Raw genomic sequence first — 26,743 nt, forward strand, 5'->3', positions numbered from 1 at the left:
CGCAGTGTTTGGCTACAAATCGGATATCTGCCCCACGATCTGCCATGAACTGCCATCCTTTGCGGCGGACTTGCGCGTAGCTGTTGACGCTCTGCCGCGTTGAACCGGGTGGACTGCAGGAGGCTGCGTGGTGGAGGCCGGGATGGAGACCAGCCGGAGCAACGATCCTTGTACCTCGTCGCGAGCGGCGTGCGACCTCGTGACGGTGCCGACCCGGCAGGGGTTGGAGGCCGTGGACATCCTGCGGCGGGGGGCCGCGGACGGCGTGGGCCCCGTGCTGCACGACGACGGGGGCGGCACCCTCGGCTTCCTCGTGCCGCCCGGCACGGCGGCCGCCTGGGACGTCCCGGGCAGCACCTGCACCGAGACCGACGGGCGCGGCCTGAGCCTGAATCCCGAGCCCCCGGTGGAGGGTTCGGACTGGCTCGTACCGCCCGGCGAGGCCGACCCCGCCACGGACCCGACGGTGCTGCGTCACGCCCTCGGAGAGGCGGCCCGCCTGATCAAGGCGGCGGACAGCTGCCGCTGAACGCTCCGCCGTCGGGGCCGGTTTGCGTGGTCGGCCGCCCGCGCTGCGGCCCCCGTGGACCGCAGCGGGCGGCCTTCGGCCGGACCCCGGGCCGGGCCTGCCTTCGGACCGACCCCGGTCCGCCCGCCGGAGGCACCGTGGCCGGGCGCGCGACGCGGCCCACGCGACTTCGGACGCCGCGCCGCCCGCACCGAGCCGCCGGACGCCCGCACCGGGCCTGTCGCGGCGCGCGCACTGGTGGTGAGGGTGCGCGCACCGGGCCTGTCGTGTCGCCCGCACCGGGCCGCCGGACGCCCGTGCCGGGCCCCGTCGCGTCACCCGTACCGGGCTTGTCGCGGCGCGCACTCGTGGTGAGGGTGCGCGCACCGGGCTTATCGCGTCGTCCGTGCCGGGCCCCTCGCGGCGCGCGTACCGGGCCGGTTGGTGCGGGCGCACCGGCCGGCTCGGGCGGGGTCTGCGTGGACGTCGTGTCCGTGGTCGGTGGGCGTGTGCGGCGGCTGCGAGAATGAGGGGGTGGGCAGGGCAAGGAATTCTCGGCGCGGGTCGGCGGCCGCCGACGCCGTCGCGGAGAGCGTCGACGGCGGGCTGGCACAGCTGATACCCGACCCGGACCGCGGACGGGCCTGGACGCTGCTGATCGACGGGGCCCCGCAGTCGCATGTCGACCTGGACGACCCCGCCCATCTCTCCTTCGAGTACCAGCGCCGGCTCGGACACGTCGTCGATCTGGCAGGACCGCCCGGAAAGCCGCTGCGCGCCGTACACCTCGGCGGCGGCGCCTGCACCCTCGCCCGGTACGTCGCCGCCACCCGCCCCCGCTCCACCCAGCAGGTGGTCGAACGCGACGCACGCCTTGTCGAACTCGTACGCAGACGGCTGCCGTTGGACCCGGCCGCCCGGATCCGCATGCGCTCCACGGACGCGCGCGCGGGCCTCGCCAAGGTCCCGGACGGCTGGGCCGACCTCATCGTCACCGACGTGTTCAGCGGCGCCCGGACCCCCGCCCACCTCACCTCGACCGAATTCCTCGACGAGGTCCGCCGCGCGCTGGGCCCCACCGGCGTCTACGCCGCCAACCTCACCGACGGCCCGCCGCTCGCCCATCTGCGCGGCCAGATCGCCACCGCAGCCGCCCGGTTCGCCGAGGTCGCGCTGGTCGCCGACCCGGCGGTGCTGCGCGGCAAACGGTTCGGCAACGCGGTCCTGGTCGCCGCCGACCGCCCGCTGCCGATCGCCGAACTGACCCGCCGTACCGCCTCCGACCCGCACCCCGGCCGGGTCGAACACGGCAAGCCGCTCACCGACTTCACCGGCGGCGCCACCCCCGTCACGGACGCGGCGGCAACAGCCTCCCCACCCCCACCCCCATCGGCCTTCCACTGACCCCTGCGGTCGAAGCGGACCGGGCTCAGTAGGTGCCGATCTCCACGCGGGGTGGGCCGTCGTGCCATGTGCAGAACACGGACACCCGGTCCGCGCCGCGGGTGAACTCCACGCGGATCCAGCTCTCCGTCTTCCACACCTGCATCGACCACCCCGTGCCCGGGGTAGCCGAGACCAGGGACGCGCTCGTCTCCCCGAGGTCGAACACCGCACGCCCGCCGTCGGTGTCGTAGCCCCTGACCCGGCCGGAGGCGGTGGGGGACGGCGACGGCGCGGGACTGCTCGGCGCGCTACGGGCGGGCGCCGGCGTGCGCCGCGCGGAAGGCGTGTCCGACGGCTGCCGAGCGGGCGTCCGCGACGGGGACGGCGGCCGTGCGGTCGCCGGCACCAGCGGCTTCGCGCCCTGCGTGGTCGCGTCGGCCGCCGTGATGGGCAGGGCGCGGGGCGGGTCGTACGCGGTCCCCGCCATCACCGTGTGCACACCCCACCACGACAGCGTGACCGCCGCGCCCGTGGCGAGCGACCACGCCAGTACGTGTACGAGTCCTCTGCGCATCGTCGGCCATACTGCCCCACCCGCCCCACGGACCGCACCCGGCGGGAGTTGTCCACAGGCCCCGGACCGCGTGGGCCGCATGGCGTACGGTGCGGCGCATGGCAAGTGTGCTCGTGGTCGAGGACGACCAGTTCGTACGCTCGGCGCTCATCCGGCACCTGACCGACGCCTCGCACACCGTGCGCAGCGTCGGCACGGCACTGGAGGCGCTGCGCGAGGTCGCCCATTTCCGCTTCGACGTGGTCATCCTCGACCTCGGACTGCCCGATCTGGACGGGTCCGAGGCCCTGAAGATGCTGCGCGGCATCACCGACGTACCCGTGATCATCGCCACGGCCCGGGACGACGAGGCGGAAATCGTCCGGCTGCTGAACGCGGGGGCGGACGACTATCTGACCAAGCCGTTCTCGGTCGACCACCTGTCCGCGCGCATCGCCGCCGTGCTGCGCCGGTCCCGCGCGGCCCTGGCCGGCGCCGCGCCGCCCTCCGTGCTGCGCGTCGGCGGTCTCAGCGTCGATCCGCTGCGCCGCCAGGCCGAGTTGGACGGCGTACGGCTCGACCTGACCCGCCGCGAGTTCGACCTGCTCGCCTTCCTGGCCGCCAGGCCCGGCGTCGTCGTACCCCGCAGGGAACTGCTCGCCGAGGTCTGGCAGCAGTCGTACGGCGACGACCAGACCATCGACGTCCATCTGTCCTGGCTGCGCCGGAAGTTGGGGGAGACCGCCGCCCGGCCGCGCTATCTGCACACCCTGCGGGGCGTCGGCGTGAAGCTGGAGCCGCCCGGAGGGGGGTCCGCGCCATGAGGTGGGCCCTGGTCAAGGTGTGTCTCGCGGTCACCACGATGGTCGTGGTCGCCTTCGCCGTGCCGCTCGGACTGGTCATCAAGGAGATGGCCCGCGACCGCGCCTTCTCCAACGCGGAGCGCGAGGCCGCCGCCCTCGCCCCCGCGCTGTCCATCACCACCGACCGGGGCAAGCTGGAGCGGGTGGTGGCCTCGGCGGGCTCCGACTCCGGGATGGCCGTGCACATACCGGCCGTGGACGGCACCGCCGCCGTCGACATCGGCCGGCAGCGCGCCGCCGACCGGGACATCGGCACCGTGCGCCGACTGGGCCGCGCCTCCACCACCGAGGTGCCGGGCGGTTCGACACTGCTCCAGCCGGTCGCGCTCAGCTCGGGCGCCATCGCGGTGGTGGAGGTGTTCGTCCCCGACTCCGACGTCGGCAAGGGCGTCGGCACCGCCTGGGGCGTCCTCGCCGCGGTCGGCGTCGCCCTGGTCCTCGGCTCGGTCGCGGTCGCCGACCGGCTCGGCGTGCGGATGGTGCAGCCCGCGCAGCGGCTGGTCGAGGGCGCCCACGACCTGGGGGAGGGCAAGCTGGGGGCGCGGGTGCCCGAGGACGGGCCGAACGAACTGCGGCTGGCCGCGGTCGCGTTCAACTCCATGGCCGACCAGGTCGTCCAACTCCTCGCCAACGAGCGGGAACTGGCCGCGGACCTGTCCCACCGGCTGCGCACGCCCCTGACCGTGCTGCGGCTGAACGCGGCCTCGCTCGGCGAGGGGCCCGCCGCCGACCAGACCCGGGCCGCCGTCGAACAGCTGGAGCGCGAGGTCGACACCATCATCCGCACCGCACGGGACGCCAAGCCGCAGACGGCCGCGGCCGGGCCGGGAGCGGGCTGTGACGCGGCCGAGGTCGTCCGGGAGCGCATGGCGTTCTGGTCCGCGCTCGCCGAGGACGAGGGCCGCAAGTGGCGGGTGGCCGGGGTGGAGCGTCCGGTACGCATCCCGGTGGCCCGCGCCGACCTGGCCGCCGCGCTCGACGCGCTGCTCGGCAACGTCTTCCGGCACACCGCCGAGGGCACGGCCTTCGCGGTCGACGTGCACAACGGCGAGGACGCGGTGATCGTGCTGGTGTCCGACGCGGGTCCCGGCATACCCGACCCGGAGGCGGCGATGGCCCGCGGCCGTGGCTCCGGCAGCGACGGCTCGACCGGACTGGGCCTGGACATCGTGCGCAGGCTCGCCGAGTCCACCGGCGGTGACGTGCGGATCGGCTCGTCGGTGCTGGGCGGCACCGAGGTGCGCCTCTGGATCCAGCTGGCCGGGCGGGAACCGGTGCGCCGAGGACACCGCGGCGCGGTCCGCCGCCGCAGACGCCCGGCCGTGCACTGACACGCCCCCGCCCGTACCCGCTGCCGGCCTCGACCTTTAACCGTCCCCGATCCCTTCCTTAAGCGCACCCTAAGAACCCCAACGCCCGCCCGGATCAAGTGCTTTGCCCGATTCCGGCTCGCTAGCGTGCTGCCGCACCCACCCCCCGCGAACAGTGAAGGCAGGCACGCGCATGAGCACGCACCGGCGCAGGATCAGAGGCAGGCACAAGGCGTTGGGCGGTCTCCTGGCGGCTGCCGCGGTCGCCGGCGGTGCCGTCCTGCTCACCGGCACCGCGCAGGCGGCCGGCGTCGGCGCCGCGTACACCAGGACCAGCGACTGGTCGACGGGGTACACCGCGCAGTACGTCGTCACGAACAACAGCGGCGGGCCGCAGCGGGACTGGACGCTGGAGTTCGACCTGCCGGCCGGCACCAAGCTCGGCTCCCTGTGGAACGGTGAGTCGAGCGTGAACGGCCGGCATGTCACGGTGAAGCCGCCCAGGTGGCAGACCGACGGCCTGGCGGCCGGCGCATCGCTCACCGTCGGCTTCGTGGTCAACGGCACCGCCGACCCCACCGGTTGTCTGATCGGCGGGGCGAAGTGCTCGGCGGACGGCGCCGCGACGCCCGAGCCGAGCGGCCGCCCGAGCGACGCACCCACCCCGACCGCGACGCCGTCCTCCCCGGACCAGACGACCCCGACCGCCACGGGCAGCCCGTCCCCGTCCGGGAGCGCCGGCACCGGCGCGGCCGCCGGCGCGGGCTTCGCCCCGTACGTCGACACCTCCCTGTACCCGGCCTTCGACCTGTCGGCGAGCGCCGCGGCGACCGGCGTGAAGGACTACAACCTCGCCTTCGTCACCGACGGCGGCGGCTGCACCCCCAAGTGGGGCGGCGTGACGGACCTGTCGGGCGACGGCGTCGCCGCGCAGATCGGCGCCCTGCGCGCCGAGGGCGGCGACGTCCGGGTCTCCTTCGGCGGCGCCTCCGGCTCCGAACTGGCCACGACCTGCTCCTCGGCGGACGCGCTGGCGGCGGCGTACGGCAAGGTGGTCGACGCGTACGGGCTCACGAAGGTCGACTTCGACGTGGAGGGCGGGGCACTGCCCGACACCGCGGCCAACACCCGGCGCGCCCAGGCCATCGCCCGGCTCCAGGCCCGGCACCCCGGCCTCGACGTCTCCTTCACGCTGCCCGTGATGCCCGAGGGCCTCACCCAGGACGGCGTGAACCTGCTGGCCGACGCGAGGTCCAACGGCGTGCGGATCGGCACCGTGAACATCATGGCGATGGACTACGGCCCCGCGTACAGCGGTGACATGGGCGACTACGCCGAGCAGGCGGCGACCGCGACACAGGCGCAGATCAAGAGCGTGCTCGGCCTCTCGGACGGCGCCGCGTGGCAGGCGGTCGCGGTCACCCCGATGATCGGCGTCAACGACGTCTCCTCCGAGGTCTTCACGGTCGACGACGCCGCTCAGCTCGTCGACTTCGCCAGGTCCAAGGGCCTCGGCGGGCTGTCCATGTGGTCCGCGACCCGCGACAAGCAGTGCGCGGGCGGCAGTAAGCCCACCGCCGACGCCACATGCAGCTCGATCGTCCAGGACCCGTTCGCCTTCTCCAAGGCGTTCGCCGCCTACCGCTGACCCGAACCCCTTCACCACCGCCCGACCCGAGGCCCTTTTGGGGACACGGGGGCGGCGCCCCGGCCGGCATCCCCCCACCCGGCCGGGGCGCCGATATTTCCGCGGTCCTGATCGGAACGTACTGACGGCCGCGAAGTCCACGGGGATAATGGGGCGTTGTGTGGTGGGGGAGATCCTTGCGAAGCGGCGCCGCCGCTGTCGTGTGCGGGCTGCTGCTGGCCGGGTGCACGGAGTCCGGCGAGCCCTCGGCGACCGGCCGGCCGTCGGCGTCCCGCGCGGCCGAGGGCGGCGCGGCGCCGAGCGGTTCCGCGACGGCATCCGCCGAGGGCCCGACACAGCGGGCCGACCCGGCGAAGCTGCCGGCGACCCCCGGGGCCGCGCGTGCGCTGATCCGCCGGGTGATCGCCGACGAGGGCACCGTCGGCGACGGGGCCCGGCGCGGCACGCCGTACGAGAGCGACCCGGGTACCTGGGCCGTGCTGGGTGAGGACTGCGCCTGGCGCCGCGCCGCACTGCGCGGCGACGTCCTGGCCAACCTGCGGCGGAACTTCGAGGTGCCGGGGGCCGACGGCGCGGCCGGGCTGCGGCTGTCGGCGGAGGTCACCGTGCACCGCACGACGCTCGACGCCGCCTGGGAGCAGGCCCGGATGCAGGAGGAGGCCATCCAGTGCCCGGAGCAGACCCTGGGCGCCGGCGAGAGGCTGACCGATCTGACCTCGTCCACGTACGCCTGGGGTGAGGGAAACAACACCTACAGCGACGACTCCCTGATCGAGAGCGGCCGGTGCGTCGGTGAGACGCGCGGCGGCCCCCGCCCGTACTGGTGGATCCAGGCCACCTTCGGGCCGGTCGTCGTCAGCGCGTCCCTGTGCGGCGGCACGGAGCGGGCGCGGGACGCGTCCGTGGACCTGGTCCAGACGTACTTCACGCGGATGCTGCGGAACGTGAAGGACGCGATCGCCCGCCCGGCCGGCGCGCCCGCGCCCACCGCGTCCGGTGGCCGGGGAGGCGCGTGATGGAGCGACTGCTGCCCTCCGACCCCTCCCGACTGGGCGACCACCGGCTGCTCGGACGGCTCGGCTCCGGCGGCATGGGCGTGGTGTACCTGGCGCGCACGGCCGACGGGGACCTCGCCGCCGTCAAGGTGATCAAGGCCGAGTACGCCGACGACCCCGAGTTCCGGGAGCGGTTCCGGCGCGAGACGGCCGCGGCCGGGCAGGCCCGCAGCCCCTGGGTGGTACGGGTGACCGGCGCCGACCCCGAGGCCACGGCGCCGTGGCTGGCGACCGCGTTCGTCCCCGGCCCCTCGCTCGCCGAGGCCGTCGCGGCGTGCGGACCGCTCCCGGTGCCGGCCGTGCGGGTGCTCGGACATGTGCTGGCGCGGGCGCTCGAAGCCGTCCACGACGCGGGCCTGGTGCACCGGGACGTCAAACCGGGCAACGTCCTGCTGGCCCTCGACGGCCCCCGCCTGATCGACTTCGGCATCGCCCGTTCCACCGCCCCCGGGGCGACCGCGCTCACCTCGGACGGCGTGGTCGTCGGCACGCCCGGCTTCCTCTCCCCGGAGCAGGCACAGGCCCGGCCCACGGGCCCGGCGAGCGACGTGTTCTCGCTGGGCTGCGTCCTCGCGTACGCGGCGACCGGACGCCTCCCCTTCGGCACCGGTGCGGCCGACGCCCTGCTGTACCGCACCGTGCACGACCGGCCCGACCTGGACGGAGTCGAGGACGACGGGCTGCGCGCGCTGCTGGCGCGCTGCCTGGCCAAGGAGCCCGCCGAGCGGCCCACGCCGGCCGAGGCCGCCGCCGGCCTCGCCGGCGACGCCCCCGCCGACGACGCCCTGGCCGACCCGGCCGACTGGCTGCCCGCACCCGTCGTCCGCATGATCGCCGACCGGTCCGCCGGGCTGCTGGCGCTGCCCGAGGTGGAGCCCACCGAGGCGGATGCCGCGCGGCGCGGCGGCACCTCCCGGCGGCGGCTGCTGTCCCTGGCGGCGGGCGGCGCCGTGCTCGTCGCGGCCGGCGGCGGCAGCGCGCTGTGGGCGGCGCTGCGCGACGGCGGCGAACGGCCCGGCACACCGGCCGGCCGGCGCTGGACGATCGGCGTCCAGGCCGATCTGAGCGGGCCGCAGCGGGCCGCGGGCCGGGCCCAGGAACGGGCGGTGCGGCTCGCCGTCGACGCGTTCAACTCCCGCGCGGACAGACCCTTCACGCTCACCGTCGAGTCCGTGGACGACCGGGGCGGCACGGCCGGTGCGCGGGCGGCGGCCCGCCGGCTGACCGGTGACCGCGATGTGCTCGCCGTGCTCGGCCCCACCGGCTTCACCTCCGCCGCGGCCTGTCTGGCGTCGTACGAGAACGCCGGGCTGCCCCTGCTGACGGTGTCCGAGCTGTGCCTGTCCGCACCGGACTCCGCCCAGGTCCTCGACCCGCGCGTCTACTTCCGCTGCACCCCGGCCAACATGGTCGGCGGCTATCTCACCGACGCCGCGCTGGCCGGCCTGGGCGCCAAGCGGCCCGGCGTGCTCATGGACCGCGCGGGCAGACTCACCGGCCGGGAACCCGTCCAGCTGGCGTACCGCATGGCCGCCGGGTTCAAGCTCGACCCGTACGTGCGGATCGTGCCCGCCGCAGCGCCGGACCCGGCCGCGGTCGTCTCCGACCTGCTCGCCCACGACATCGACGGCCTCTACTACACCGGCACCGCCGAACGGGCCGCGCTGGTGGCGCGGGCGCTGGCCGAACGCGGCTTCGACGGGCCGCGGTTCCTCGACACCCCCGCCGCCACGGACGCCTTCACCGCCCGCGCGGGCGAGGCCGCCGACGGCTGGCAGGCCCTCACCTCGTTCGCCGCCCCGGACGCCCCCGCGGTGCGGACCTTCGCCGCCGCGTACCGCGAGCGCTACGGCGCCGCCCCCGGCATCTGGGCCGTCGAGGCCCATGACGTCGCCCGCCTCGTCATCGACCGGCTCACCGCCGTCGAGCGGAGCAAGGGGCGGCGGCCGAGCCGCGGTGAACTCGCCGCGGCCCTGCGCACGGCCGACTACAAGGGGGCGGCGGCCACGTACGCCTTCGAGAAGGACGGCACGTTCAAGGGCGGCCGGCTCAGCCATCTGCGGGTGTCCGGCGGACGCTGGCGGTACGTCGGCCCGGTGCCGCTCACCTGAGGCGGGCGCGATGCGGGCACTGACGGCGGACGACCCCGCCACGGTCGGCGGGCACCGGCTGCTGGCCCGGCTCGGCGCGGGCGGCATGGGCGTGGTGTACCTGGCGCGCAACCGGGGCGGGCGGCTCGTCGCGCTCAAGGTGATCCGCGCCGAGCATGCCGCCGAACCGCAGTTCCGGGCCCGGTTCCGGCGCGAGGCCCGGCTGGCCGCCCGGGTGCGGGGCCGCTGGGTGGTGCCGGTCACCGATGCCGACCCCGAGGCCCGCGAACCGTGGCTGGCGACGGCGTTCGTGCCCGGGCCCACCCTGGCCGAGGCGGTGGCCGGGCACGGCCCGCTGCCCGTGCGCGCCGTGCTCACCCTCGGGCAGCGCATCGCCGAGGCGCTGGCCGACGTGCACGCGGCCGGGCTGGTCCACCGGGACGTCAAGCCCGGCAACATCGTCCTCGGCCGGGACGGGCCCCACCTCATCGACTTCGGCATCGTCCGCGGCGGCGGGGCCACCGCGCTGACCGCGCCGGACGCGGTGATCGGCACCCCCGGCTATCTCTCCCCGGAACAGACCCGCGCCTACGGCGACGACGTCGGCCCGGCGAGCGATGTGTTCTCGCTGGGCTGCGCCCTGGTGTACGCGGCCTCGGGCCGGCCCCCGTTCGGCGGCGGCGACCCGGCCACCGTGCTCTACCGCACCGTCCACGAGGAGCCGGACGTCCGCGGACTCGACCGGCTGCCCGGCCCGGCGGGCGCCGCCGTCGCCGGCTGTCTCGCCAAGGACGCGGCCCGCCGGCCCACGGCACCCGACCTGAGCGCGGCCCTGGCCGCCGCCGGCAGCCGCCGTGACCCCCGTGAGAGCGGGCAACTCGCCGACCCCGGTGACTGGTTGCCGCCCGCACTGGTGCGACTGGTGGCCGCGCGCGCCGCCCAGGCACTGGACCCGCCCCCGAGGACGCCCGAAGCCACCGCGGGCCCAGCGGGCGCCGAGGACGTCCCCGTGCCCGGCCGCCGCCGGTTCCTGGCCGTCGGCGCGGCGGCGGGCGGGGCGCTGCTCGCCGGGGGCGCCGGGGCGGCCGTCCTGCTGCTGCGCGACGGCACGGGCCGCGGCACGGCACCGCCCGAGCACACCATCGGCCTGCACGGCATCGGCCCCGACCAGGAGCGCGGCGCCCGGCTCGCCGTCGCCGCGCACAACGCGGGCACCGGCATCCGGTTCCGGCTCGCGCTACGGGCCGTCGCCGGCGGGCAGCGGGCCGACGAGGCAGCCCGCGCGGCCCGGCTGTTGGCCGCCGACCCGGCGGTGCTCGCGGTGCTCGGTCCCAGCACCGCCACGGCGGTGCACGCGGCGGCGCCGGTGTACGGGGCCCACAATCTGCCGACGCTGCTGGTCTCGGCGACCCCCACCGCGCGGGACACGGCCCAGGTGCGCTCCCTGTGCGTGACCCGGGTCGGCGACGACGCGCTCGGCCTGCCGCTGTCCGTCTATCTCACCCAGGCCCGTCCGTCCCGGCGCACCGCCGTCGTGGAGGACCTGGCCGCCGGGCCGGCGGGCCGCGAACTGGCGCGCATGATGGCCGCGTTGCCGCCCGGCGGCGGCGCCACGACCCGGCACCCGGTGGCCGCGGACCGGACCGACTTCCGCGCGGTCGTCGCCGACGCGCTGGCGACGCGGCCGGATGCCGTCGTCTACGCCGGCACCTCGCCCACCCGGGCCGCCGCCTGCGCCCGCGCGCTGCACGGGGCCGGGTTCACCGGTGCCCGCGTCGCCGTCGAGCCCGTGCTGCGCGGCGCGTTCCTGGACGCGGCGGGCGCGGCGGCCGACGGCTGGGTCCTCGCCGCGCCCTACGCCGAGCCCCGGTCGATGAACACCGCCGCCGCCCGCGCCTTCACCGCCGCCCACCGCGACCGCTACGGCGCCGATCCGGCACGGTGGGCGGCCGAGGCCCATGACGCCGTCGTCCTGATCGCCCGCACCCTGGACGCGCTCGGCGGCGGCCCAGACCTCACCCGGGGCCAGGTCGCGGAACGCCTGTTCCGGACTCCGGTCCAGGGCGTCGCCAAGCCGATCCGCTTCGACACCGCCCACGCCCTCGACGACACCGACGCAAGCTTCCTCTACGGCGCCGCATCCGCCCGCTTCCACTTCCTGAACCGCTACGACCGCCTCACCCGCCCGTTCACACCCTGAGCGGGCCCGGCGAAGTAGCGCGCCGGTTCGACAGCGCTCCCCAAAGGGGCGCGGGGCTGTATCGATGTGCGGCTCCGCCGCGTGGGCGCGACCAGCCACGACGCTGCCGCAGAAGACCGACCACCCATCACGGCGCAACCGGCGGAGCGCGCCGTCAGACGCCGTCCGTCGGCGGCAGCGCGCCGGACCGGGCGGCCTGTCCGTACCACCGCGCGCTCGACTTCGGTGTCCGCTCCAGCGTGGCGTAGTCGACGTACACCGCGCCGAAGCGCTTCTCGTAGCCGTACGCCCACTCGAAGTTGTCCATCAGGGACCACAGGTAGTAGCCGCGTACGTCCGCGCCGTCCGCGATGGCCCGGCGGACCGCCGACAGATGGCCGTGCAGATAGGCGATGCGCTCCGGGTCGTGCACCCGGCCGTCCGGGTCCGGCTTGTCGTCGTAGGCGGCCCCGTTCTCCGTCACGTACAGCGCGAGGTCCGGGGCCTCCCGGGAGTAGCGCATGATCAGCTCGTGCAGGCCCGTCGGGTCGATCGTCCAGCCCATCTCCGTGCGCTCGCCCGGCGTCTGGTGGAAGGCCACGCCGTCCGCGGCCGGCCAGGGCGAGTGCTCGCTCGTCCCGTGCCCGTCGGCCCGCGGCCCGGTCGCGTCCGGGTCGGCCGCCGAGACCAGCGTGGGCGTGTAGTAGTTGAGGCCCAGCGCGTCCAGCGGCTGGTGGATCGCGCGCAGGTCGCCGTCCCGAATGTGGGACCAGTCGGTGACCGATGCCGTGTCCCGCAGCAGCGTCTCCGGGTACGCCCCGTGCAGCACCGGGCCGTGGAAGATGCCGTTGGCCAGGTCGTCGATCCGGCGGCCCGCCGCGAGGTCCGCCGGGTCCTGCGAAACGGTGCGCACCACCGAGGAGTTGAGGCTGATCGCGATGGTGTTGCGGGCCGGCAGCACCGTACGCAGGGCCGAAGTGGCCAGCCCGTGCGCCAGGTTGAGGTGGTGCGCGGCGCGCAGCGAGGCCGCCGGGTCGGTGCGGCCCGGCGCGTGCACCCCGGAGCCGTAGCCGAGGAAGGCGCTGCACCAGGGCTCGTTGAGGGTGATCCACTGCTCCACCCGGTCGCCCAGGGCCTCGCCGACGATCTGCGCGTACTCGGCGAACCGGAGGGCGGTGTCCCGCTCCGGCCAGCCGCCCGCGTCCTCCAGCTCCTGCGGCAGGTCCCAGTGGTAGAGGGTGACGGCCGGCTTGATGCCGGCGGCCAGGAGTTCGTCGACCAGACGGCGGTAGAAGTCCAGGCCCACCTGGACGGCCGGGCCCCGGCCCGTCGGCTGTACCCGCGGCCAGGAGATCGAGAACCGGTAGGCGTTCAGGCCGAGGTCGGCCATCAGCGCCACGTCCTCGCGGTAGCGGTGGTAGTGGTCGACCGCGATGTCACCGGTGTCGCCGCCGGCCGTCCTGCCGGGCGTATGGCTGAAGGTGTCCCAGATCGAGGGGGTGCGGCCGTCCTCCCGTACCGCCCCCTCGATCTGGTACGCGGAGGTCGCGGCGCCCCAGAGGAAGGCGGGAGGAAAACTCACGGAGGTAACGGGCTCAGGCATGGAAGCGCTCCCATCGAGTGGTCGTGGAGACCGGTGGGGTGGTGAAGAGAAGTAAAGGGAGGGGCGGGGCGGGGAAGGGCGGGGCGGGGCACGGGGGCCGGGGCGGCGGCGGCCCGGCCCCCGGGGCTCCGGGGCCCGTGGGGTCAGCCCTTGATCGCGCCCTGCATGATCCCGCCCACGATCTGCTTGCCGAACAGCAGGAAGGCGACCAGCAGCGGCAGCGTGCCGAGCAGCGCGCCCGCCATGATCACCGCCTGGTCCGGCACATAGCCGGTGCCGAGCGAGTTCAGGGCGACCTGCACGGTCGGGTTCTGCTGGTTCAGGGCGATGATCGGCCACAGGAAGTCGTTCCAGGCGAACACGAAGGTCAGCAGGCCGAGCACGGCCATCGCCGGCCGCGCCGCCGGGAACACCACGTGCCACACGACCCGCAGACTGCTCGCCCCGTCCACCCGGGCCGCCTCGATCAGCTCGGTCGGCAGCGCCTGCACCAGGTACTGCCGCATGAAGAACGTGCCGAACGCGGTCACCAGGCTGGGCAGGATCACCGTCTGCAACTGGTTCGACCAGCCCAGGTCCGACATCCACAGATACAGCGGTACGACGGCGAGCTGCGGCGGGATCATCATGGTGCCGATCGTCAGCACCAGCAGCAGGTTGGAGAACCGGAACCGCAGCTTGGCGAAGGCGAACCCGGCGAGGGTCGCGAACAGCACCGTGCTCACCGTGATCGTGCCCGCCACGATCAGCGAGTTGACCATGGCGGTGCCCAGTCCCGCCTCGTCCCAGGCGGACTGCAGGTTGGAGAACAGGTTGCCGCCGAACCACAGCGGCGGCGGGGTCTGGGCCAGCCGCCGGTCGGTGCGGGAGGCCGCGACCGCCGTCCACACCAGCGGCGCCAGCGAGACCAGTGCGAAGACCGTCAGGACGACATAGGTGACCGGACCCGCGTGCAGTTGCTTGCCCGCGCCCATCACCCGGCGTCGTCCGCGCCCCGGCCGCTCGGTGCCCGCGGCGCCCGGGAGGGTGAGTTCACTGGTGGTCATTGGGACTTCCTCAGGCGTCGGGTGAACAGCATGTTGATCACGGCGACGATCACCAGGATCAGGAACATCGACCAGGCGATCGCGGACGCCTTGCCCAGGTTGCCGATGATCCAGCCCTGGTCGTACATGTACAGGCCGAGCGTCTGGTACTGGTGCTCGGAGCCGCCCTTGGAGCCGCTGACCCCGCCGAACAGCAGCGGCTCGCCGAACAGCTGGGTCGCGCCGATGGTGGAGACGACCACCGTGAACAGGATCGTCGGCCGCAGCTGGGGGATCGTCACATGCCGGAACTGCTGCCAGCGGTTGGCGCCGTCGATCGCCGCCGACTCGTACAGGTCGGTCGGGATGGCCTGCATCGCGGCCAGATAGATCAGCGCGTTGTAGCCGGTCCACCGCCAGATCACGATGGAGGACACCGCGAACTGCGAACCCCAGTCGGATTCACGCCAGTTGACCGGATCCACACCGAAGAAGTGCAGGATCCAGTTGACCATGCCGCCGTCCCACGAGTACAGCAGCGTGAACACCAGCGTCGCCGCGGCCACCGAGGTGGCGTACGGCGTGAGCATCACGACCCGCCACACGGTCGAGCCGCGCAGCCGGTAGTTCAGCAGATGCGCGAGCCCGAGCGCGGCCAGCAGCTGCGGCACGGTCGAGATCACCCCGATGGTGAAGGTGTTCTTCAGGGCGTTCCAGAAGAAGTCCGACGACCACAGGTTCTGGTAGTTGTCCAGGCCGGCCCAGGTCTGGTGGTCCAGCGACGACAACTGCACATGGTGCAGCGAGTACCAGGCCGTGTACAGCAGCGGGACCAGCGAGAAGGCCCCGAAGAGTATGAAGAAGGGGGCGATGAACGCGTACGGCGACGCCTTCATGTCCCAGCGGTAGAACCGGCTGCGCCAGGAGTCGGCGCCCGCCGGCGCACCGCGACCGTGAGCGCCCCGGGCCGCGCCCGGCTGGGAGCCGGGCGCGGCGTCGGCACTCGACGCGGGCTGCGCGAGAGCCTGCTTGGAGCTGGTCACTGGCCGAGCACGTCCTTGATCTCCTTGGTGGCGGCGTCCCAGCCCTGCGTCGGGGTCTTGCCCTTCTGCTCCACCTGGAGGATGCCGATGTCGGTGAGCGCGGAGTTGATCGGCTGGTCCTTGATGCCGAAGTACTGCGTCGGGATGGTCTTCGCCGAGTCGGCGAAGATCTGCGTGATCGGCGCGTCGGAGAAGTACGCGGTGGTGTCCGCGGCCGGCTTCAGGCTCGCGTACGCCGACGGGGTCGACGGGAAGCTGGCCTGCTTGGCGAAGACCTTGGCCTGCTGCTCGGGCGCGGTCAGCCACTTCGCCAGGGCGATGGCCTCCTTCTGGTGCTTGCCCGCCGTCGGCACGCCGATGAAGGAGCCGCCCCAGTTGGCCGCGGTCGGGGCCGCCGCCACGTCCCAGTTGCCCTTGCCGGAGTCACCGGACTTCTCCTGGATGTAGCCCATCATCCAGGCCGGGCAGGCCACCGTGGCGAAGGTGGCGTTGGCGAAGCCCTGGTCCCAGGGCTTGTCGAACTGCTTCAGCTTCGCGGACATGTCGCTGGTGGCCACGGTCATCGCCACGTCCCAGGACGTCTTCACACCCGCGGACTTGTCCCAGACGACGTTGCCGCCGTCGTCGTAGTAGCGCTCCTTCGCGCCGCCGAGGGCCGCGTTGTAGACCGAGGAGGCGGAGTCCACGAACTTGGTGCCGGACGGCGCCTTCTTCATGTACTCCTTGCCCAGCTCGACGTACTTGGCCCAGTCGCCCTTCCACTGCGCGGCGAGCTTGGTCCGGTCCGTCTCCAGGCCGGCCTTCTTGAACAGGTCCTTGCGGTAACAGATGGCCATCGGGCCGATGTCCGTACCAAGCCCGATCGTCTTGCCGTCCTTGGTGGTGGCCTGGGCCAGCTTCCAGTCCAGCCACTGGGACTTGTCGACCTCCTTGCCGAGGTCCACGAACTTGTCGGCCTGGGTCTGCACGGCCTCGGTGATGTTGCCGACTTCGATGGCCTGGATGTCATCGGTGCCGGAACCGGCCTGGAGCCGGGTGAGCACCTTGGGCCAGTAGACGTCGGTGCGGGTGGTGACGTTCTCCTTGATGGTGATGTCGGGGTGGAGCTTCATGTACTCGTCGTAGAGGCCGGCCTGCTTGTAGCCGAAGACACCGAAGGTCCCGATGGTCAAAGTGGTCTTGCCCGTGCCGTCGCCGTTGCCACCGCTCGATTTCGACGAACCGTCGTCGGAGTCGTTGGAGCAGCCGGCCAGCACTCCCGTAGTCAGCGCGGCGACGGCCGCGAAGGCCACCAGCCTGCGGGACCGGCGGGTACTCGTGCGCATTGAGTCCTCCTGTTGCCTGACGTGCCGACCCCCCGGCCAACTGCTCTGTTGGGCCCGTTCGTACTCGCTGCGGCTCGGGCGGGGAACGTGCGGGACGTGTATGTGTCAGGTACTGTGGGAGCGCTCCCACAAGTGATGAGTTGAAGAGTCGTCGGTTCGAGCGGGGGTGTCAAGGGAGCGGACGCGGCGAAATGCGTTCAGTTATCTGCCTGTTAACTAACTCCCGCGTACTCCGCCGGGGCCGTGACGGCACCGGCACACAGCGAAGTCCACACGCCGGGCTGTTACATTCCACACCAGGCAGATTGCCGGTCCAGAGAGGCGGAGGCCATGGCAAGCCACGGAACGCGGGGGCGCAGTGGCCGTCGGCCGACCCTTGAAGAGGTCGCCGCACGGGCCGGCGTGGGCCGTGGCACGGTCTCCCGGGTGATCAACGGCTCGCCCCGGGTCAGCGACGCCACGCGCGCGGCCGTGGAGGCGGCCGTAGCCGAGTTGGGGTACGTGCCGAACACGGCGGCCCGCGCGCTCGCCGCGAACCGCACCGACGCCGTCGCCCTGGTCGTCCCCGAGCCGGAGACCCGGTTCTTCGCGGAACCGTACTTCTCGGACATCCTGCGCGGAGTGGGCGCCGAACTCTCCGACACCGAGATGCAGTTGCTGCTGATCTTCGCGGGCAGCGACCGCGAACGGCAACGGCTCGCCCAGTACCTCGCGGCACACCGCGTGGACGGCGTGCTCCTGGTGTCCGTGCACGCCGACGACCCGCTGCCCGATCTCCTGGCCCAACTGGAGATCCCCGCGGTGATCAGCGGCCCGCGGTCCGCGGCGGAGACGCTGACCTCGGTCGACTCCGACAACTACGGCGGCGCCCGCTCGGCCGTCGAGCACCTGCTCGCCCGCGGGCGGCGCACGGTCGCCCACATCACCGGCCGCCTCGACGTGTACGGCGCCCAGCGGCGCGTCGACGGCTACCGCGACGCCCTGCGCGACGCCGGCCACCCGGTGGACGAACTCCTCATCGAATCCGGCGACTTCACCGAGGGCGGCGGCCGGCGCGCGATGGCCCGGCTGCTGGAGCGCGACCCCGGCCTGGACGCGGTGTTCGCCGGTTCGGACGTCACCGCGGCCGGCGCCCGGCAGGTGCTGCGCGAGGCGGGCCGCCGCATCCCCGACGACGTGGCCCTGGTCGGCTACGACGACTCGGCCATCGCCCGGCACATGGACCCGCCGCTGACCAGCGTCCGCCAGCCCATCGAGGAGATGGGCCGCGCCATGCTCGATCTGCTCCTGACGGACATCGCCGACCGCCGCCCCGCGGTCTCCCGCGGCCTGGAACGCCGGCACGCGGTCCTCACGACGGAACTGGTCATCCGTTCGTCGTCGTGACCACGACGAACGCGCGCAGCGCGCCGGACCGGGCCATGTCGGCCACCGGCGAGCCGCACCGGCGAACGGCCTGCGCCGAGGGGGGCGCGGTGGGCGGCTCGGTTCGTGCACGGGGGGGCGGGGCGGACACTCTGGAACTCCTCGCGCCGTCGTAAACCCGTTGGCGGACCACGGCGGCCACTGCTACCTTTCCGGAGGCCGTGCGAGAGAACAAGGAGGTGGTACCCGTGAACGTATCGACATGGGGGCTCCCCTCCGGGGTCACGGTCGGACGATAGGTCGTCCGGGAGCGCCGTTCCAGAGCACTCCCGAAAGGCACGACCGTGCGATTCACTTCCGAACAGCGCCTCGACGACGGCGTCCTCGAACGCGAATTCACCCTCGGCGAGATCCCCGGTGTCCTGTGGACGCCCGGATCCGCACCGGCCCCGCTGATCCTGATCGGCCACCCCGGCGGCCTGCACAAGCGGCTGCCCAGGCTGGTGAGCCGGGCCCGGCACTACGCGGCGGAGTACGGCTTCGCGGTGGCGGCCATCGACGCCCCCGGGTGCGGTGACCGGCCGCGTTCCGCCGCCGACGAGCAGTTCCGCACCGACCTCCGCCGGGCGGTGCAGGCCGGCGAGCCGGTCGACGAGATCGTCGACGCCTTCATCGTCCCGCTGGTCGACAAGGCGGTCCCGGAATGGCGGACCACCCTGGACGCCCTCCTTACACTGCCCGAGATCGGCGGCCCGGTCGGATACGACGGGATGGTCGCCATCGGCATTCGGCTGGCGGTGGTGGAACCGCGCATTTCGGCCGCCGCCTTCTTCGGCCAGACTTTCGTGCCCGCCACCCTGCGCGAGGAGGCCCGGCAGGTCGCCGTTCCCTTGCAGTTCCTCATGCAGTGGGACGACGAAGGGATGGAACGGCAGCCGGTCCTCGACCTGTTCGACGCCTTCGGCACCAAGGAGAAGACGCTGCACGCCAATCTGGGCGGGCACACCGGTACCCCGTGGTTCGAGGCGGACGACGCGGCCCGGTTCTTCGCCCGGCACCTGAAGTGAGGCCGGGCCCAGCGAGGTGGCGGTATCGAGGTGATGTACGCCACTGGAACTCACCATCAGGTGCTGGACAGCCGACAGGAGTGACCACAGATCTGCGAACCCGGACAAGAGCCGGGGATCCCGACGCCTTCGCGGCCCTCTTCGACGCCTACGCGCGCGCGGTGTACAACCACGCGTTCCGGTTGACCGCGGACTGGTCCGTCGCGGAGGACGTCATGTCCGCGACCTTCCTGGAGGCATGGCGGTTGCGCGGGAAGGTCGACACGGAAGGGGGTTCGCTGCGGCCGTGGTTGCTGAGCATCACCACCAACGTCGCCCGCAACCACTGCCGCAGCAACCGGCGCTACCGGGCCGCGGCTGCCGCGTCGGCCGCCGCGGCCGCCGATATCCGCGACCATGCCGATGAGGTGGCCGGCCAGGTGGACGACCGGCGTCGTATCAGCGCCACGCTGACCGCTCTCGGCGCGCTGAAACGCCCCGAACGCGAGGTCCTCGTCCTGTGCCTGTGGGAGGGCATGGAGTACGTCGACGCCGCGCGCACCCTCGGCATCCCCGTCGGCACCGTCCGCTCCCGGCTGTCCCGGGCTCGCAAGAGACTGCGCGGACTCGCCGACGCGGAACTGGCGGGAGACGAACGGGAACTCGCCGCACCACCCCGACAGGTAAGAGGCGATCGCGCCAACGCGGTCCGGTCCGCACGGAAAGGAATCCGATGAACGCCAGTCCCTCACCGCATCCGGCCGAGTGGCAGGAGACCGAAGACCTCCTGCCACCGGTGGAGCGGGATCTGCCGGCGGGCCGCCACCAGTTCCACAAGGAGCGCCTGATGGCCCAGGTCCACGACGACCACCGCACCACCGCCCCCGCCCGCCCTCCAAAGCTGCGCAACCGGTTCCTGCGCCCGGCGATCGTCCTGCCCGTGGCGGCGTGCGCCCTGGCCGGCGCGATCGCCGCCGGTGGCCTGCTCACCGGACGGGACGCCGATACCGGTCCCGGCGTCGCCACCGGCCCCGTGCTGACCACCGACATCGGCACCGCCAGCGCGAGCGGTACCACCACGCTGCTCGACCGGATCTCCCTGGCCGCCGCGAAGGCCCCCACCCCGCAGGTGCGCGACGACCAGTACCTCTACATCGAGTCGACGACGGCCGACACCTATGTGAAGACGGTCGACGACAAGCACAGCGTGGTCAGCGAGAAGCTGCACCGGAGGCAGGTCTGGGAGTCGCCCGACGGAAAGAAGGGCTGGCTGATCGAACCGGGCAACAGCCCCGACGGAGGCGAGACCCTGGACTCGCCGTACGCCGGCGCGGGCGCGTACAACGACCTCGTCACGCTGTCCACCGACCCCGACGCGCTGCTCAAGAAGGTCTACGAGGACAGCAAGGGCCAGGGCAACAGCCCCGATCACGCGGCCTTCGAGATGATCGGGGATCTGATCGGGGAGTCCTACCCGCCCGCCGGGCTTGAGGCCGCCCTCTACAAGGCCGCGGCCAAGATCCCCGGCGTGGTCACGGTGGACGACGCGGTCGACGCGGTCGGACGCCACGGGGTGGCGGTGGCCAGGCTGGACGAGGTCAGCGGCGAGCGCACCGAGTGGATCTTCGACAAGAAGACCTACACGTTCCTCGGCCAGCGCAGGGTCCAGGTGCAGAAGGGCGAGAACAGCAACCCCGAAGACCTTCTGATCAAGCCGGGCACCATCACCTTCACCAGCGCGATCACCACCCGAGCGATCGTCGACCAGGTCAAGGAAACCCCGTCCAGGCCAAGCTGAACACCGACGCCCCGGAGTGCCGGCGGACCACCCCGCCCGCACTCCGGGGCGTATGAATCGCGCGGCAAGGGCTATGGTCGCGAGAAACACCAGGGGCCGACCTGTTCTTCAGGTCGGCCCTTGGGCGTTCAGGGTGAGTGACGGGACTCGAACCTGATTCTTGAACATATTGTGACCTGCAATGATGCTCCGAATGCGGACAAAAGGATGACATTCGATGCCGTTCGATGATGCTGAATGACGCTGGATGTGGGTCGCTGTTCCCATGGGAACAGGCGGCAATGGGCGCGGTGGAGGTCGCCTTGAGGCTGAGTAGAAAAGCGCCCAACCGTGATCACAAAAACGTGCAGCGCCCCCGCAACCCGCGGGGGCGCTGCTGCCCTCACCCCGTCCGCCTGGGGAGCAAGTCGGGGGAGGGCGTCTGCGGGGGTGGGGGCTACAGGGTGGCGCTCCAGGACCCGCGGGTGAGAGTGGTCGTGCCGTCCGGGGCGATGGTGACGCGGGCGCCGTAGACGGGGAGCGCGCCGGACCGGTTGAGGCGGTGGCGGATGCGTTCCAGCTCCGCCCACAAACGCCGCGGTCCGCTCTCGTGGACGACCGGTGAGTCGAGGAACCCGGTCGCCGTGGCGCGGGCCCATGAGCCGTCGGGGTACAGCAGCCACACCGTGCGCGTGCCACCCTCGTCACGGGCCCGGTACTCGATGCCGGGGAGCTTCAGCTCCAGCATCGACATGACGTCCCATGCATCCTGCGGGTTGAGCAGCGGATAGCGGCTGGTGGACGTCTCCTCGCCCGCGCCGTCTCCTGCCTCCTTCCACACCGATTCGTCGGGGTGGTCGTAGTCGTCGCCGTGCCGGGTCCGCATGAACCCGGCGCGGTCCCACTCGATGCGGCCGGTGGCGCCGCCGTCCGCGTTCTTGTCCGCGGTGAGGATCAGCCCGGTGCCGGCGATCGTGGTCACCAGTCGGCCGCCGGGCCGCAGGGCCCGCAGCCACGAGACGGGGACGGGCCGCACGGACACGGTGGAGATGATCCGGTCGTACTCGCCGGGCAGTGGCCCCGTGATGTCGCAGACCTCCATCCGCGGGGTCTCGCCCTGGAGCGTGAGCCGGTCCGTGGCGAGCTGCACCAGGTGCTCGTCGACGTCGATGCTCGTGACCTGGCCGGCGCCGAGCCGGGCGCACGCGAGGGCGGTGCCGTACCCGGTGCCGGTGGTGACGAGGATCTGGTCGTGGTCGGAGATCATCGCGTGCCGGTACATGCGCACGACGAGGCTGGGCAGCGTCGACGACGAGGTCGGCTGACCGGCGGCCAGGACGTCGCCGCCGCTGGCGTTGTCGGCATGGTGGGCGTCGACCCGGGTCACCAGCGTCTGGTCGCTGTAGGCGGCCTTCAGCCACATGGCCGGGTCGTCGGGGCCAGTGCGGAGCCTCCACGCCTCGCCGTCGGGTTCCCACCAGCGGGGTACGAACTGGTGCCGCGGCACTCTGGCCACGGCCGCGTGCCAGCGGGACTCCGGCCGTACGACCTCGTGCGCCAGGCGCCGGGCCGGCGGTTGCCACTTCATCGCTTCACTGCCCTCTCGTCCTAGTCGTAAGCAGGGTCGCAGGTTTCCGTGTTCGACGGGTCGCAGTCGCTGGAGTCGTCGGGCGTACACGCTGCCGACGCCGTCCGCCGTGGGATGCCGGCCGCGGTGTCCGCCCACCGCTTCCCGGCGAACACCGCGCCGAGCCCGTCGGTCTTCGCGTTCCCGGTGTCCAGGAAGCGGCCCAGCACGCACGGGGTGACCGTCCCGTCGGTCATGACCGCGGCCCGTCCGTCCGCACAGCGCCCGCACAGGTCCTTGGTGCTCGGGACGTGGACCTCACCCCGGCCCACGCTGCGGACCCGGTCCGTGTTCACCGTGCGGACGCCGAGCGCCAGCAGCTCCTCACGGGCCTGCGCGGTGCGCTGCCCCTCGAACACCTCGACGATGCCGACCTGCAGCGGGATACCCCGCTTGACGGCCCGGATGATGTTTGCGCGGGTCGCGCCGTGCGAGCCCTTCCGGCCGGTGACCCGCTCGTGCTCCTCGGCCAAGTCGCTGTAGTACGACGTCGCCAGCGACACTCGCGGGTGCTGGAACAGGGCCCAGTGCTCCGGTTTGACGCGGTACAGGTTGCTGTAGACCTGGACGGCGAGGCCGAGGGCCAGGGCGCGGTGCACCAGTGCCTCGAAGTCGGGGTGCATGGTCGGTTCGCCGCCGATGAACTGCACCTTCTTCACGCCGATCTCGGCGGCCTCGCTGATGAGGCGTTTCCAGTCGTCGGCCGTCATGCTGCCGTGGCCCTCGGTGGGGCCGGCCTTGGCGTAGCAGAGGGACGGACAGGTGAGCTGGCACCTGCCGGTGATCTCCAGCTCCAGGAACTCCGGCACGGCCTGCCGGATGGGTGCCTCGGAGGTGATCGTCATGGGCATTCTCCCTTGGTTTCACAGGACTTTCTTGCGGCCCCGGGCAGGGCGCGATGTCGCGTTGCCGGGGGTGATCAGGGGCGGGCGGCGTCTCAGGACGCCAGCGCGAGGGAGCGCAGGGCGCGCGCGTCGGGGCAGTAGTCGCGGTGCGTGCATCGCGGGCACACCGTGACGTGGACCGCGTGCACCCGCGCGGCCTCCCGCTGAGTGCACGGCAGGCAGGCGTGCGGAAACCAGCGGTCCAGGCGCCCCTCTGTCACCCGCAGCCGGGGCCCCAGCGGCACCTGCGGGGGTTGTGCGCACCACGGGCAGGCGGTGCCGTCGAGCTGCGCGGCCGTGAACTCGGTGCGGGGCATGGGCAGCATCTCGACCGCGTTCGCGAAGGCGGGGTTCACGGTCGGTCGGTGAGCGGGACCAGGCCGTACAGGTCGCGGCATGGGCCGCAGGCGAACAGGCTCACCCCGGGACCGGAGCCCTGCTCGATCGCGCTGATCAGCCGGATATCGTCGGCGGCGCCCTTGTGCCACGTGCACCAGCCATAGGCGGTGGGGGTGTCGGGGGTGGGCTGGGTCTGCGTAGTCTCTGCCATGTCGACGCTCCTCAGCGGCGTTGACCGTGCCCCGGGAGGCCCGCCGCCTCGCCGGGGTTTCGTCGTGCCTGCCGACGCTAGGAGCATGCACATAGCCACAGCCAGCAATGTGCATGGATGTGCGCACGAGCCTTCACCGTGCTACGTGGCTCGTTCGCGCCCTTGACGCCATCCAGACGCGGCACGAGGTTGGTGCACAACGGCGCACCATGACGACCCGGGAGAGGACCATGCCCCTACAGTTCATCGGGATCGACCCCGACACCGGCAAGAACGGATCACCCACCGTCTGGGTGGACCAGGAGACCGCGGACATCGTGCTCCAGAGCTACATCGCCGACGACGCCACCCGCATCCAGTGCCTCCAGACGCCGGCGCCCGGGCACGCACCCGGTATCCCCGACCACGAGGCGGTCCTCCGCATCCCCGCCCGCCTGATCTCGATTCTGAGGGAGGCATGCAATGCCGCAGAACGTGCCCAGCTTTGACGAGCTGATGGAGGCGGCCCAGCGTTCCGCCGTGCACCTGGAGATGCGCGACCAGTACGCCGTCGGCGACGAGTCCGACGACTTCGATGCCTGGCTGACCACGGGCCAGCGGGACGCCGATCCTGCCTCGGAGTACTGGGCGCCCTGGGTCGACATGATCTCCCGTGCTGTGGCCCGCGGCGTCGTCGTGCGCCGCGCCCGGGTCGTGTCCGAACCCGTCACCGACTACATCCGCTACGAGCACGCCGGGACCGTCGTCAACGTCACGGCCGGGGAAGAGGTCCGGTGGCTGCCCCGCCGTCAGGCCGTCGACCTGCTTCTGCCAGGCGCCGACCTGTGGATCTTCGACGGGACGCACGTCCTGTTCAACCACTTCACCGGTGACGGCAACTGGGCAGACCCAGACACGGAGTTGCGGACGGAACCCAGCATCGTCAAGCAGTGCGTCGACGCGTTCGAAGCGGTATGGGAGCGTGCTATCCCGCACGACCACTACGAGATCCACTGACAGAAAGCACTACGGCCAGCTCATGCCCATCTCTCCGTCATCCTCAGCGCAGGCCGCCCGCGAGAACGTGGCGCGACGGTTGCGGGATCTGAGACGAAACGCCGGTCTGACGGTCACTGAGCTGGCTTCCCGCTGCGGCTGGCACCACGCCAAGACGTCCCGGATCGAGAACGCCCGCACCCCGCCCTCACCCACGGACATCCGCCTGTGGTGCCGCGCCACCGAGGCCGTCGATCAAGCGGCAGATCTCATCGCAGCTTCCCAGCATGCAGAGTCTCTGTACCGTGAGTGGCGGCAGCGGGTCCGCACCGGCCTCGCCAAGCTCCAGGACAGCTACACCGAGCTGTACCGGGCCACGGAACTACTCCGCGTCTACTCGCCTGTCCTGGTTCCCGGCCTGCTTCAGACAGAGGGCTACGCAAAGGCCCTGCTGTCAATGAACGCCCGCTTCCTGGAGGTTCCCGACGACGGGGCAGAGGCCGCGGCGGCACGCCTGGAACGGTCGCAGGTCATTCACCAACCCGGGCATCGCTTCGTGTTCGTCGTCGAGGAGTCCGTGCTCTACTACCAGCTCGGCGACACGGACGCGATGGCTGCCCAGCTGGGCTACCTGCTGACCGCCGGCGCTCTGCCGCAGGTGTCGTTCGGCATCATCCCTACGGGGACGCGCGAGCGGGCGCTGTGGCCGCAGGAGACGTTCGACGTGCACGACGACACGCTGGTGTCCGTCGAACTGCTCTCCGCGGAGGTGAACGTCACCCAGCCGTCAGAGATCGCCCTCTACCTGAAGGCGTTCGAGCAGCTGCGCGGCATGGCCGTGTACGGGGCTGAGGCGCGCGGCCTGGTCCTCAAGGCGATCGAAGCCCTGAACTAACCCTGAACGCACGAATGAACCCCTCCCGCCCGCAGGCGAGAGGGGACCAGCGGCGTCAGGACTTGAGTCGGCTAACGGTGACGCGCTGCCCCTTCTGGACTCTGCACGAACTCGGCTTCGCCATCACACGGCCCCTCGGGAATCCAGTCAACTGGTCCCTGCCCAAGGCTGGTTGGCCGTAGGCGGTGGGACGACACGCCCGGTGTTTGGCGCTATGCGCTGAGGCGTGAATGAGCACACCGGTCTGCCCGATGAATGCCAGTAGTGCACGCTTGCAGGCGCGAGTCAGCATGCGCTCGCCCTGAGAGGTGAAAGAATTTTCTTCCCGCGGCCACAGATTAGTTCGCTGGTTACTTAGTAAAGGTATCCGAGTAAGCGGGTTGCGCTTCCTTGGGTGTGACTTGCCGTGCGTCGTTCGTGGCCCTAACCACTGATGGACGGCGGGTGGATCCGCGATCTTGCGCGGTCTGTTTCGTGACTCGCATCAAATCAAAAGGAGGCGTCATGGCGCCCGTCATCACTTCGATCAGCCCAACCCAGAGCCATCATGCTGTGCCCATGACCATCACCGGAACGGGGCTGTCGTTCGTGATCAGGGTCAATTTCGGCGCCGGTTCAGTCACGCCGACCAGTGTCACCAGCACGAGTGTCACCTGCATGATCCCGGAACTCCCTGCCGGCCAGTACTACGTCTCTGTGACCGCGGGGGGTCAGACGAGCAACTCGCTGCCGTTCTTCTAAATCGGCCCGCCGAAAGTCACTTCCCTAACCCCTAGCACGGGGCCTCTCACCGCCACGTCCCTGTCCGTCTTCGGCGAGAATCTGCTTACCACGACCTCTGTGGCCTTCGGCGATGCGGGGGTCGCAGCTGAAGTGGTCATCGCATCAAACACCACGCTCACCGTGGTCACACCCGAGCACGCGCCCCTTGAGCCCGGTATCGATGGCGTCTCTCGCCGTGGTGTAGCCGATCAATGTTGGGGTGTGCGCGGGCTCGCTCTGGGCGCACACCTGCAGATGGCTTCTGCTCCCTGCG

At 72.3% G+C, this 26,743-nt stretch carries 26 protein-coding genes; 17 read left to right on the forward strand and 9 right to left on the reverse strand.

Annotated features, from left to right (window positions below):
* Positions 1–142 precede the first annotated feature (142 nt).
* Together ACIRFL_RS33610 and ACIRFL_RS33615 are read left to right on the forward strand one after the other, a co-directional pair.
* Positions 143–529, forward strand: a complete 387-nt coding sequence (locus ACIRFL_RS33610; RefSeq protein ID WP_404036123.1) for a hypothetical protein — start codon at positions 143–145, stop codon at positions 527–529.
* A gap of 513 nt (positions 530–1,042) precedes the next feature.
* Positions 1,043–1,912 (forward strand): spermidine synthase, encoded by an 870-nt coding sequence (locus tag ACIRFL_RS33615; RefSeq protein WP_404036127.1) that lies wholly within the window; start codon positions 1,043–1,045, stop codon positions 1,910–1,912.
* Between the two features lie 25 nt (positions 1,913–1,937).
* Here the strand turns inward: ACIRFL_RS33615 and ACIRFL_RS33620 are convergent, their stop codons facing one another.
* Entirely contained in the window at positions 1,938–2,468 is a 531-nt protein-coding gene (locus ACIRFL_RS33620) for a hypothetical protein (protein WP_404036129.1), read from the reverse strand.
* A 98-nt stretch (positions 2,469–2,566) separates the two neighbouring features.
* Between ACIRFL_RS33620 and ACIRFL_RS33625 the strand changes: the two genes are divergently transcribed.
* The 6 genes from ACIRFL_RS33625 to ACIRFL_RS33650 all read left to right on the forward strand — a co-directional run bounded on the left by ACIRFL_RS33625 (position 2,567) and on the right by ACIRFL_RS33650 (position 11,613).
* Positions 2,567–3,271 carry a response regulator transcription factor gene (locus ACIRFL_RS33625; protein ID WP_404036132.1) on the forward strand — a complete coding sequence of 235 codons (705 nt, stop codon included), beginning with the start codon at positions 2,567–2,569 and terminating at the stop codon, positions 3,269–3,271.
* Complete coding sequence (locus ACIRFL_RS33630) at positions 3,268–4,641, forward strand: sensor histidine kinase (protein ID WP_404036135.1); 1,374 nt, start codon at positions 3,268–3,270, stop codon at positions 4,639–4,641. Before ACIRFL_RS33625 ends, ACIRFL_RS33630 begins: the two co-directional genes overlap by 4 nt.
* A 172-nt stretch (positions 4,642–4,813) precedes the next feature.
* Entirely contained in the window at positions 4,814–6,268 is a 1,455-nt protein-coding gene (locus tag ACIRFL_RS33635; RefSeq protein ID WP_404036138.1) for a cellulose binding domain-containing protein, read from the forward strand.
* 176 nt (positions 6,269–6,444) lie between these two features.
* Positions 6,445–7,284 (forward strand): hypothetical protein, encoded by an 840-nt coding sequence (locus tag ACIRFL_RS33640; RefSeq protein WP_404036140.1) that lies wholly within the window; start codon positions 6,445–6,447, stop codon positions 7,282–7,284.
* Positions 7,284–9,434, forward strand: coding sequence for a bifunctional serine/threonine-protein kinase/ABC transporter substrate-binding protein (locus ACIRFL_RS33645; protein ID WP_404036143.1), 2,151 nt, complete (start codon positions 7,284–7,286; stop codon positions 9,432–9,434). Before ACIRFL_RS33640 ends, ACIRFL_RS33645 begins: the two co-directional genes overlap by 1 nt.
* 10 nt (positions 9,435–9,444) lie before the next feature.
* A complete protein-coding gene (locus ACIRFL_RS33650) occupies positions 9,445–11,613 on the forward strand; it encodes a bifunctional serine/threonine-protein kinase/ABC transporter substrate-binding protein (RefSeq protein ID WP_404036146.1) in 2,169 nt (722 codons plus the stop codon).
* Positions 11,614–11,767: 154 nt separating this feature from the next.
* Here ACIRFL_RS33650 and ACIRFL_RS33655 read toward each other — a convergent pair whose 3' ends face one another.
* The 4 genes from ACIRFL_RS33655 to ACIRFL_RS33670 all read right to left on the reverse strand — a co-directional run bounded on the left by ACIRFL_RS33655 (position 11,768) and on the right by ACIRFL_RS33670 (position 16,588).
* The gene (locus tag ACIRFL_RS33655; protein WP_404036149.1) at positions 11,768–13,195 is read right to left on the reverse strand and encodes a GH1 family beta-glucosidase; all 1,428 of its coding nucleotides are present in this window, start codon (positions 13,193–13,195) and stop codon (positions 11,768–11,770) included.
* A 143-nt stretch (positions 13,196–13,338) separates the two neighbouring features.
* Positions 13,339–14,241, reverse strand: a complete 903-nt coding sequence (locus ACIRFL_RS33660; protein ID WP_404036153.1) for a carbohydrate ABC transporter permease — start codon at positions 14,239–14,241, stop codon at positions 13,339–13,341.
* Positions 14,238–15,263 carry a carbohydrate ABC transporter permease gene (locus ACIRFL_RS33665; protein WP_404036156.1) on the reverse strand — a complete coding sequence of 342 codons (1,026 nt, stop codon included), beginning with the start codon at positions 15,261–15,263 and terminating at the stop codon, positions 14,238–14,240. The genes ACIRFL_RS33660 and ACIRFL_RS33665 overlap by 4 nt, the downstream gene beginning before the upstream one ends.
* On the reverse strand, positions 15,260–16,588 hold the full coding sequence (locus tag ACIRFL_RS33670; RefSeq protein WP_404036159.1) for an ABC transporter substrate-binding protein: 1,329 nt from the start codon (positions 16,586–16,588) through the stop codon (positions 15,260–15,262). The genes ACIRFL_RS33665 and ACIRFL_RS33670 overlap by 4 nt, the downstream gene beginning before the upstream one ends.
* A gap of 330 nt (positions 16,589–16,918) precedes the next feature.
* Between ACIRFL_RS33670 and ACIRFL_RS33675 the strand changes: the two genes are divergently transcribed.
* The 4 genes from ACIRFL_RS33675 (at position 16,919) to ACIRFL_RS33690 (ending at position 20,797) form a co-directional block, all read left to right on the forward strand.
* On the forward strand, positions 16,919–17,974 hold the full coding sequence (locus tag ACIRFL_RS33675; protein WP_404036162.1) for a LacI family DNA-binding transcriptional regulator: 1,056 nt from the start codon (positions 16,919–16,921) through the stop codon (positions 17,972–17,974).
* A 323-nt stretch (positions 17,975–18,297) separates the two neighbouring features.
* Positions 18,298–19,020: an alpha/beta hydrolase gene (locus ACIRFL_RS33680; protein ID WP_404036165.1), complete on the forward strand. Its 723-nt coding sequence runs from the start codon at positions 18,298–18,300 to the stop codon at positions 19,018–19,020.
* Between the two features lie 80 nt (positions 19,021–19,100).
* Positions 19,101–19,736 carry an RNA polymerase sigma factor gene (locus tag ACIRFL_RS33685; RefSeq protein ID WP_404036168.1) on the forward strand — a complete coding sequence of 212 codons (636 nt, stop codon included), beginning with the start codon at positions 19,101–19,103 and terminating at the stop codon, positions 19,734–19,736.
* Entirely contained in the window at positions 19,733–20,797 is a 1,065-nt protein-coding gene (locus tag ACIRFL_RS33690) for a CU044_5270 family protein (RefSeq protein ID WP_404036172.1), read from the forward strand. Before ACIRFL_RS33685 ends, ACIRFL_RS33690 begins: the two co-directional genes overlap by 4 nt.
* 436 nt (positions 20,798–21,233) lie before the next feature.
* Here the strand turns inward: ACIRFL_RS33690 and ACIRFL_RS33695 are convergent, their stop codons facing one another.
* The 4 genes from ACIRFL_RS33695 to ACIRFL_RS33710 form a co-directional block, all read right to left on the reverse strand.
* Positions 21,234–22,364 (reverse strand): protein-L-isoaspartate(D-aspartate) O-methyltransferase, encoded by a 1,131-nt coding sequence (locus ACIRFL_RS33695; RefSeq protein WP_404036174.1) that lies wholly within the window; start codon positions 22,362–22,364, stop codon positions 21,234–21,236.
* 20 nt (positions 22,365–22,384) lie between these two features.
* Positions 22,385–23,248, reverse strand: a complete 864-nt coding sequence (locus tag ACIRFL_RS33700) for a radical SAM protein (RefSeq protein WP_404036177.1) — start codon at positions 23,246–23,248, stop codon at positions 22,385–22,387.
* Between the two features lie 92 nt (positions 23,249–23,340).
* The gene (locus tag ACIRFL_RS33705) at positions 23,341–23,643 is read right to left on the reverse strand and encodes a hypothetical protein (RefSeq protein WP_404036179.1); all 303 of its coding nucleotides are present in this window, start codon (positions 23,641–23,643) and stop codon (positions 23,341–23,343) included.
* Positions 23,640–23,837 (reverse strand): hypothetical protein, encoded by a 198-nt coding sequence (locus ACIRFL_RS33710; protein ID WP_404036181.1) that lies wholly within the window; start codon positions 23,835–23,837, stop codon positions 23,640–23,642. Before ACIRFL_RS33710 ends, ACIRFL_RS33705 begins: the two co-directional genes overlap by 4 nt.
* Before the next feature lie 230 nt (positions 23,838–24,067).
* Here ACIRFL_RS33710 and ACIRFL_RS33715 point away from each other — a divergent pair, with 230 nt between their 5' ends.
* The 5 genes from ACIRFL_RS33715 to ACIRFL_RS33735 form a co-directional block, all read left to right on the forward strand.
* Entirely contained in the window at positions 24,068–24,325 is a 258-nt protein-coding gene (locus ACIRFL_RS33715; protein WP_404036184.1) for a hypothetical protein, read from the forward strand.
* Entirely contained in the window at positions 24,300–24,833 is a 534-nt protein-coding gene (locus ACIRFL_RS33720; protein ID WP_404036187.1) for a DUF6879 family protein, read from the forward strand. Before ACIRFL_RS33715 ends, ACIRFL_RS33720 begins: the two co-directional genes overlap by 26 nt.
* A 22-nt stretch (positions 24,834–24,855) precedes the next feature.
* Entirely contained in the window at positions 24,856–25,707 is an 852-nt protein-coding gene (locus ACIRFL_RS33725) for a helix-turn-helix domain-containing protein (protein WP_404036190.1), read from the forward strand.
* A 504-nt stretch (positions 25,708–26,211) separates the two neighbouring features.
* Positions 26,212–26,448, forward strand: a complete 237-nt coding sequence (locus ACIRFL_RS33730) for an IPT/TIG domain-containing protein (protein WP_404036193.1) — start codon at positions 26,212–26,214, stop codon at positions 26,446–26,448.
* On the forward strand, positions 26,449–26,743 hold a 295-nt coding region (locus ACIRFL_RS33735; protein WP_404036204.1), incomplete at its 3' end, for an IPT/TIG domain-containing protein. It abuts the gene before it with no gap.

It is taken from the genome of Streptomyces sp. NPDC102462 (assembly GCF_044765425.1).
Taxonomy (GTDB): Bacteria; Actinomycetota; Actinomycetes; order Streptomycetales; family Streptomycetaceae; genus Streptomyces.

Coding starts and splice junctions, on each gene's coding strand:
- ACIRFL_RS33720 (WP_404036187.1), top strand. CDS start 24,300: ATGCCGCAGAACGTGCCCAGCTTTGACGAGCTGATGGAGGCGGCCCAG.
- ACIRFL_RS33650 (WP_404036146.1), top strand. CDS start 9,445: ATGCGGGCACTGACGGCGGACGACCCCGCCACGGTCGGCGGGCACCGG.
- ACIRFL_RS33660 (WP_404036153.1), bottom strand. CDS start 14,241: ATGACCACCAGTGAACTCACCCTCCCGGGCGCCGCGGGCACCGAGCGG.
- ACIRFL_RS33610 (WP_404036123.1), top strand. CDS start 143: ATGGAGACCAGCCGGAGCAACGATCCTTGTACCTCGTCGCGAGCGGCG.
- ACIRFL_RS33670 (WP_404036159.1), bottom strand. CDS start 16,588: ATGCGCACGAGTACCCGCCGGTCCCGCAGGCTGGTGGCCTTCGCGGCC.
- ACIRFL_RS33630 (WP_404036135.1), top strand. CDS start 3,268: ATGAGGTGGGCCCTGGTCAAGGTGTGTCTCGCGGTCACCACGATGGTC.
- ACIRFL_RS33690 (WP_404036172.1), top strand. CDS start 19,733: ATGAACGCCAGTCCCTCACCGCATCCGGCCGAGTGGCAGGAGACCGAA.
- ACIRFL_RS33655 (WP_404036149.1), bottom strand. CDS start 13,195: ATGCCTGAGCCCGTTACCTCCGTGAGTTTTCCTCCCGCCTTCCTCTGG.
- ACIRFL_RS33730 (WP_404036193.1), top strand. CDS start 26,212: ATGGCGCCCGTCATCACTTCGATCAGCCCAACCCAGAGCCATCATGCT.
- ACIRFL_RS33635 (WP_404036138.1), top strand. CDS start 4,814: ATGAGCACGCACCGGCGCAGGATCAGAGGCAGGCACAAGGCGTTGGGC.
- ACIRFL_RS33645 (WP_404036143.1), top strand. CDS start 7,284: ATGGAGCGACTGCTGCCCTCCGACCCCTCCCGACTGGGCGACCACCGG.
- ACIRFL_RS33695 (WP_404036174.1), bottom strand. CDS start 22,364: ATGAAGTGGCAACCGCCGGCCCGGCGCCTGGCGCACGAGGTCGTACGG.
- ACIRFL_RS33725 (WP_404036190.1), top strand. CDS start 24,856: ATGCCCATCTCTCCGTCATCCTCAGCGCAGGCCGCCCGCGAGAACGTG.
- ACIRFL_RS33625 (WP_404036132.1), top strand. CDS start 2,567: ATGGCAAGTGTGCTCGTGGTCGAGGACGACCAGTTCGTACGCTCGGCG.
- ACIRFL_RS33620 (WP_404036129.1), bottom strand. CDS start 2,468: ATGCGCAGAGGACTCGTACACGTACTGGCGTGGTCGCTCGCCACGGGC.
- ACIRFL_RS33700 (WP_404036177.1), bottom strand. CDS start 23,248: ATGACGATCACCTCCGAGGCACCCATCCGGCAGGCCGTGCCGGAGTTC.
- ACIRFL_RS33675 (WP_404036162.1), top strand. CDS start 16,919: ATGGCAAGCCACGGAACGCGGGGGCGCAGTGGCCGTCGGCCGACCCTT.
- ACIRFL_RS33715 (WP_404036184.1), top strand. CDS start 24,068: ATGCCCCTACAGTTCATCGGGATCGACCCCGACACCGGCAAGAACGGA.
- ACIRFL_RS33710 (WP_404036181.1), bottom strand. CDS start 23,837: ATGGCAGAGACTACGCAGACCCAGCCCACCCCCGACACCCCCACCGCC.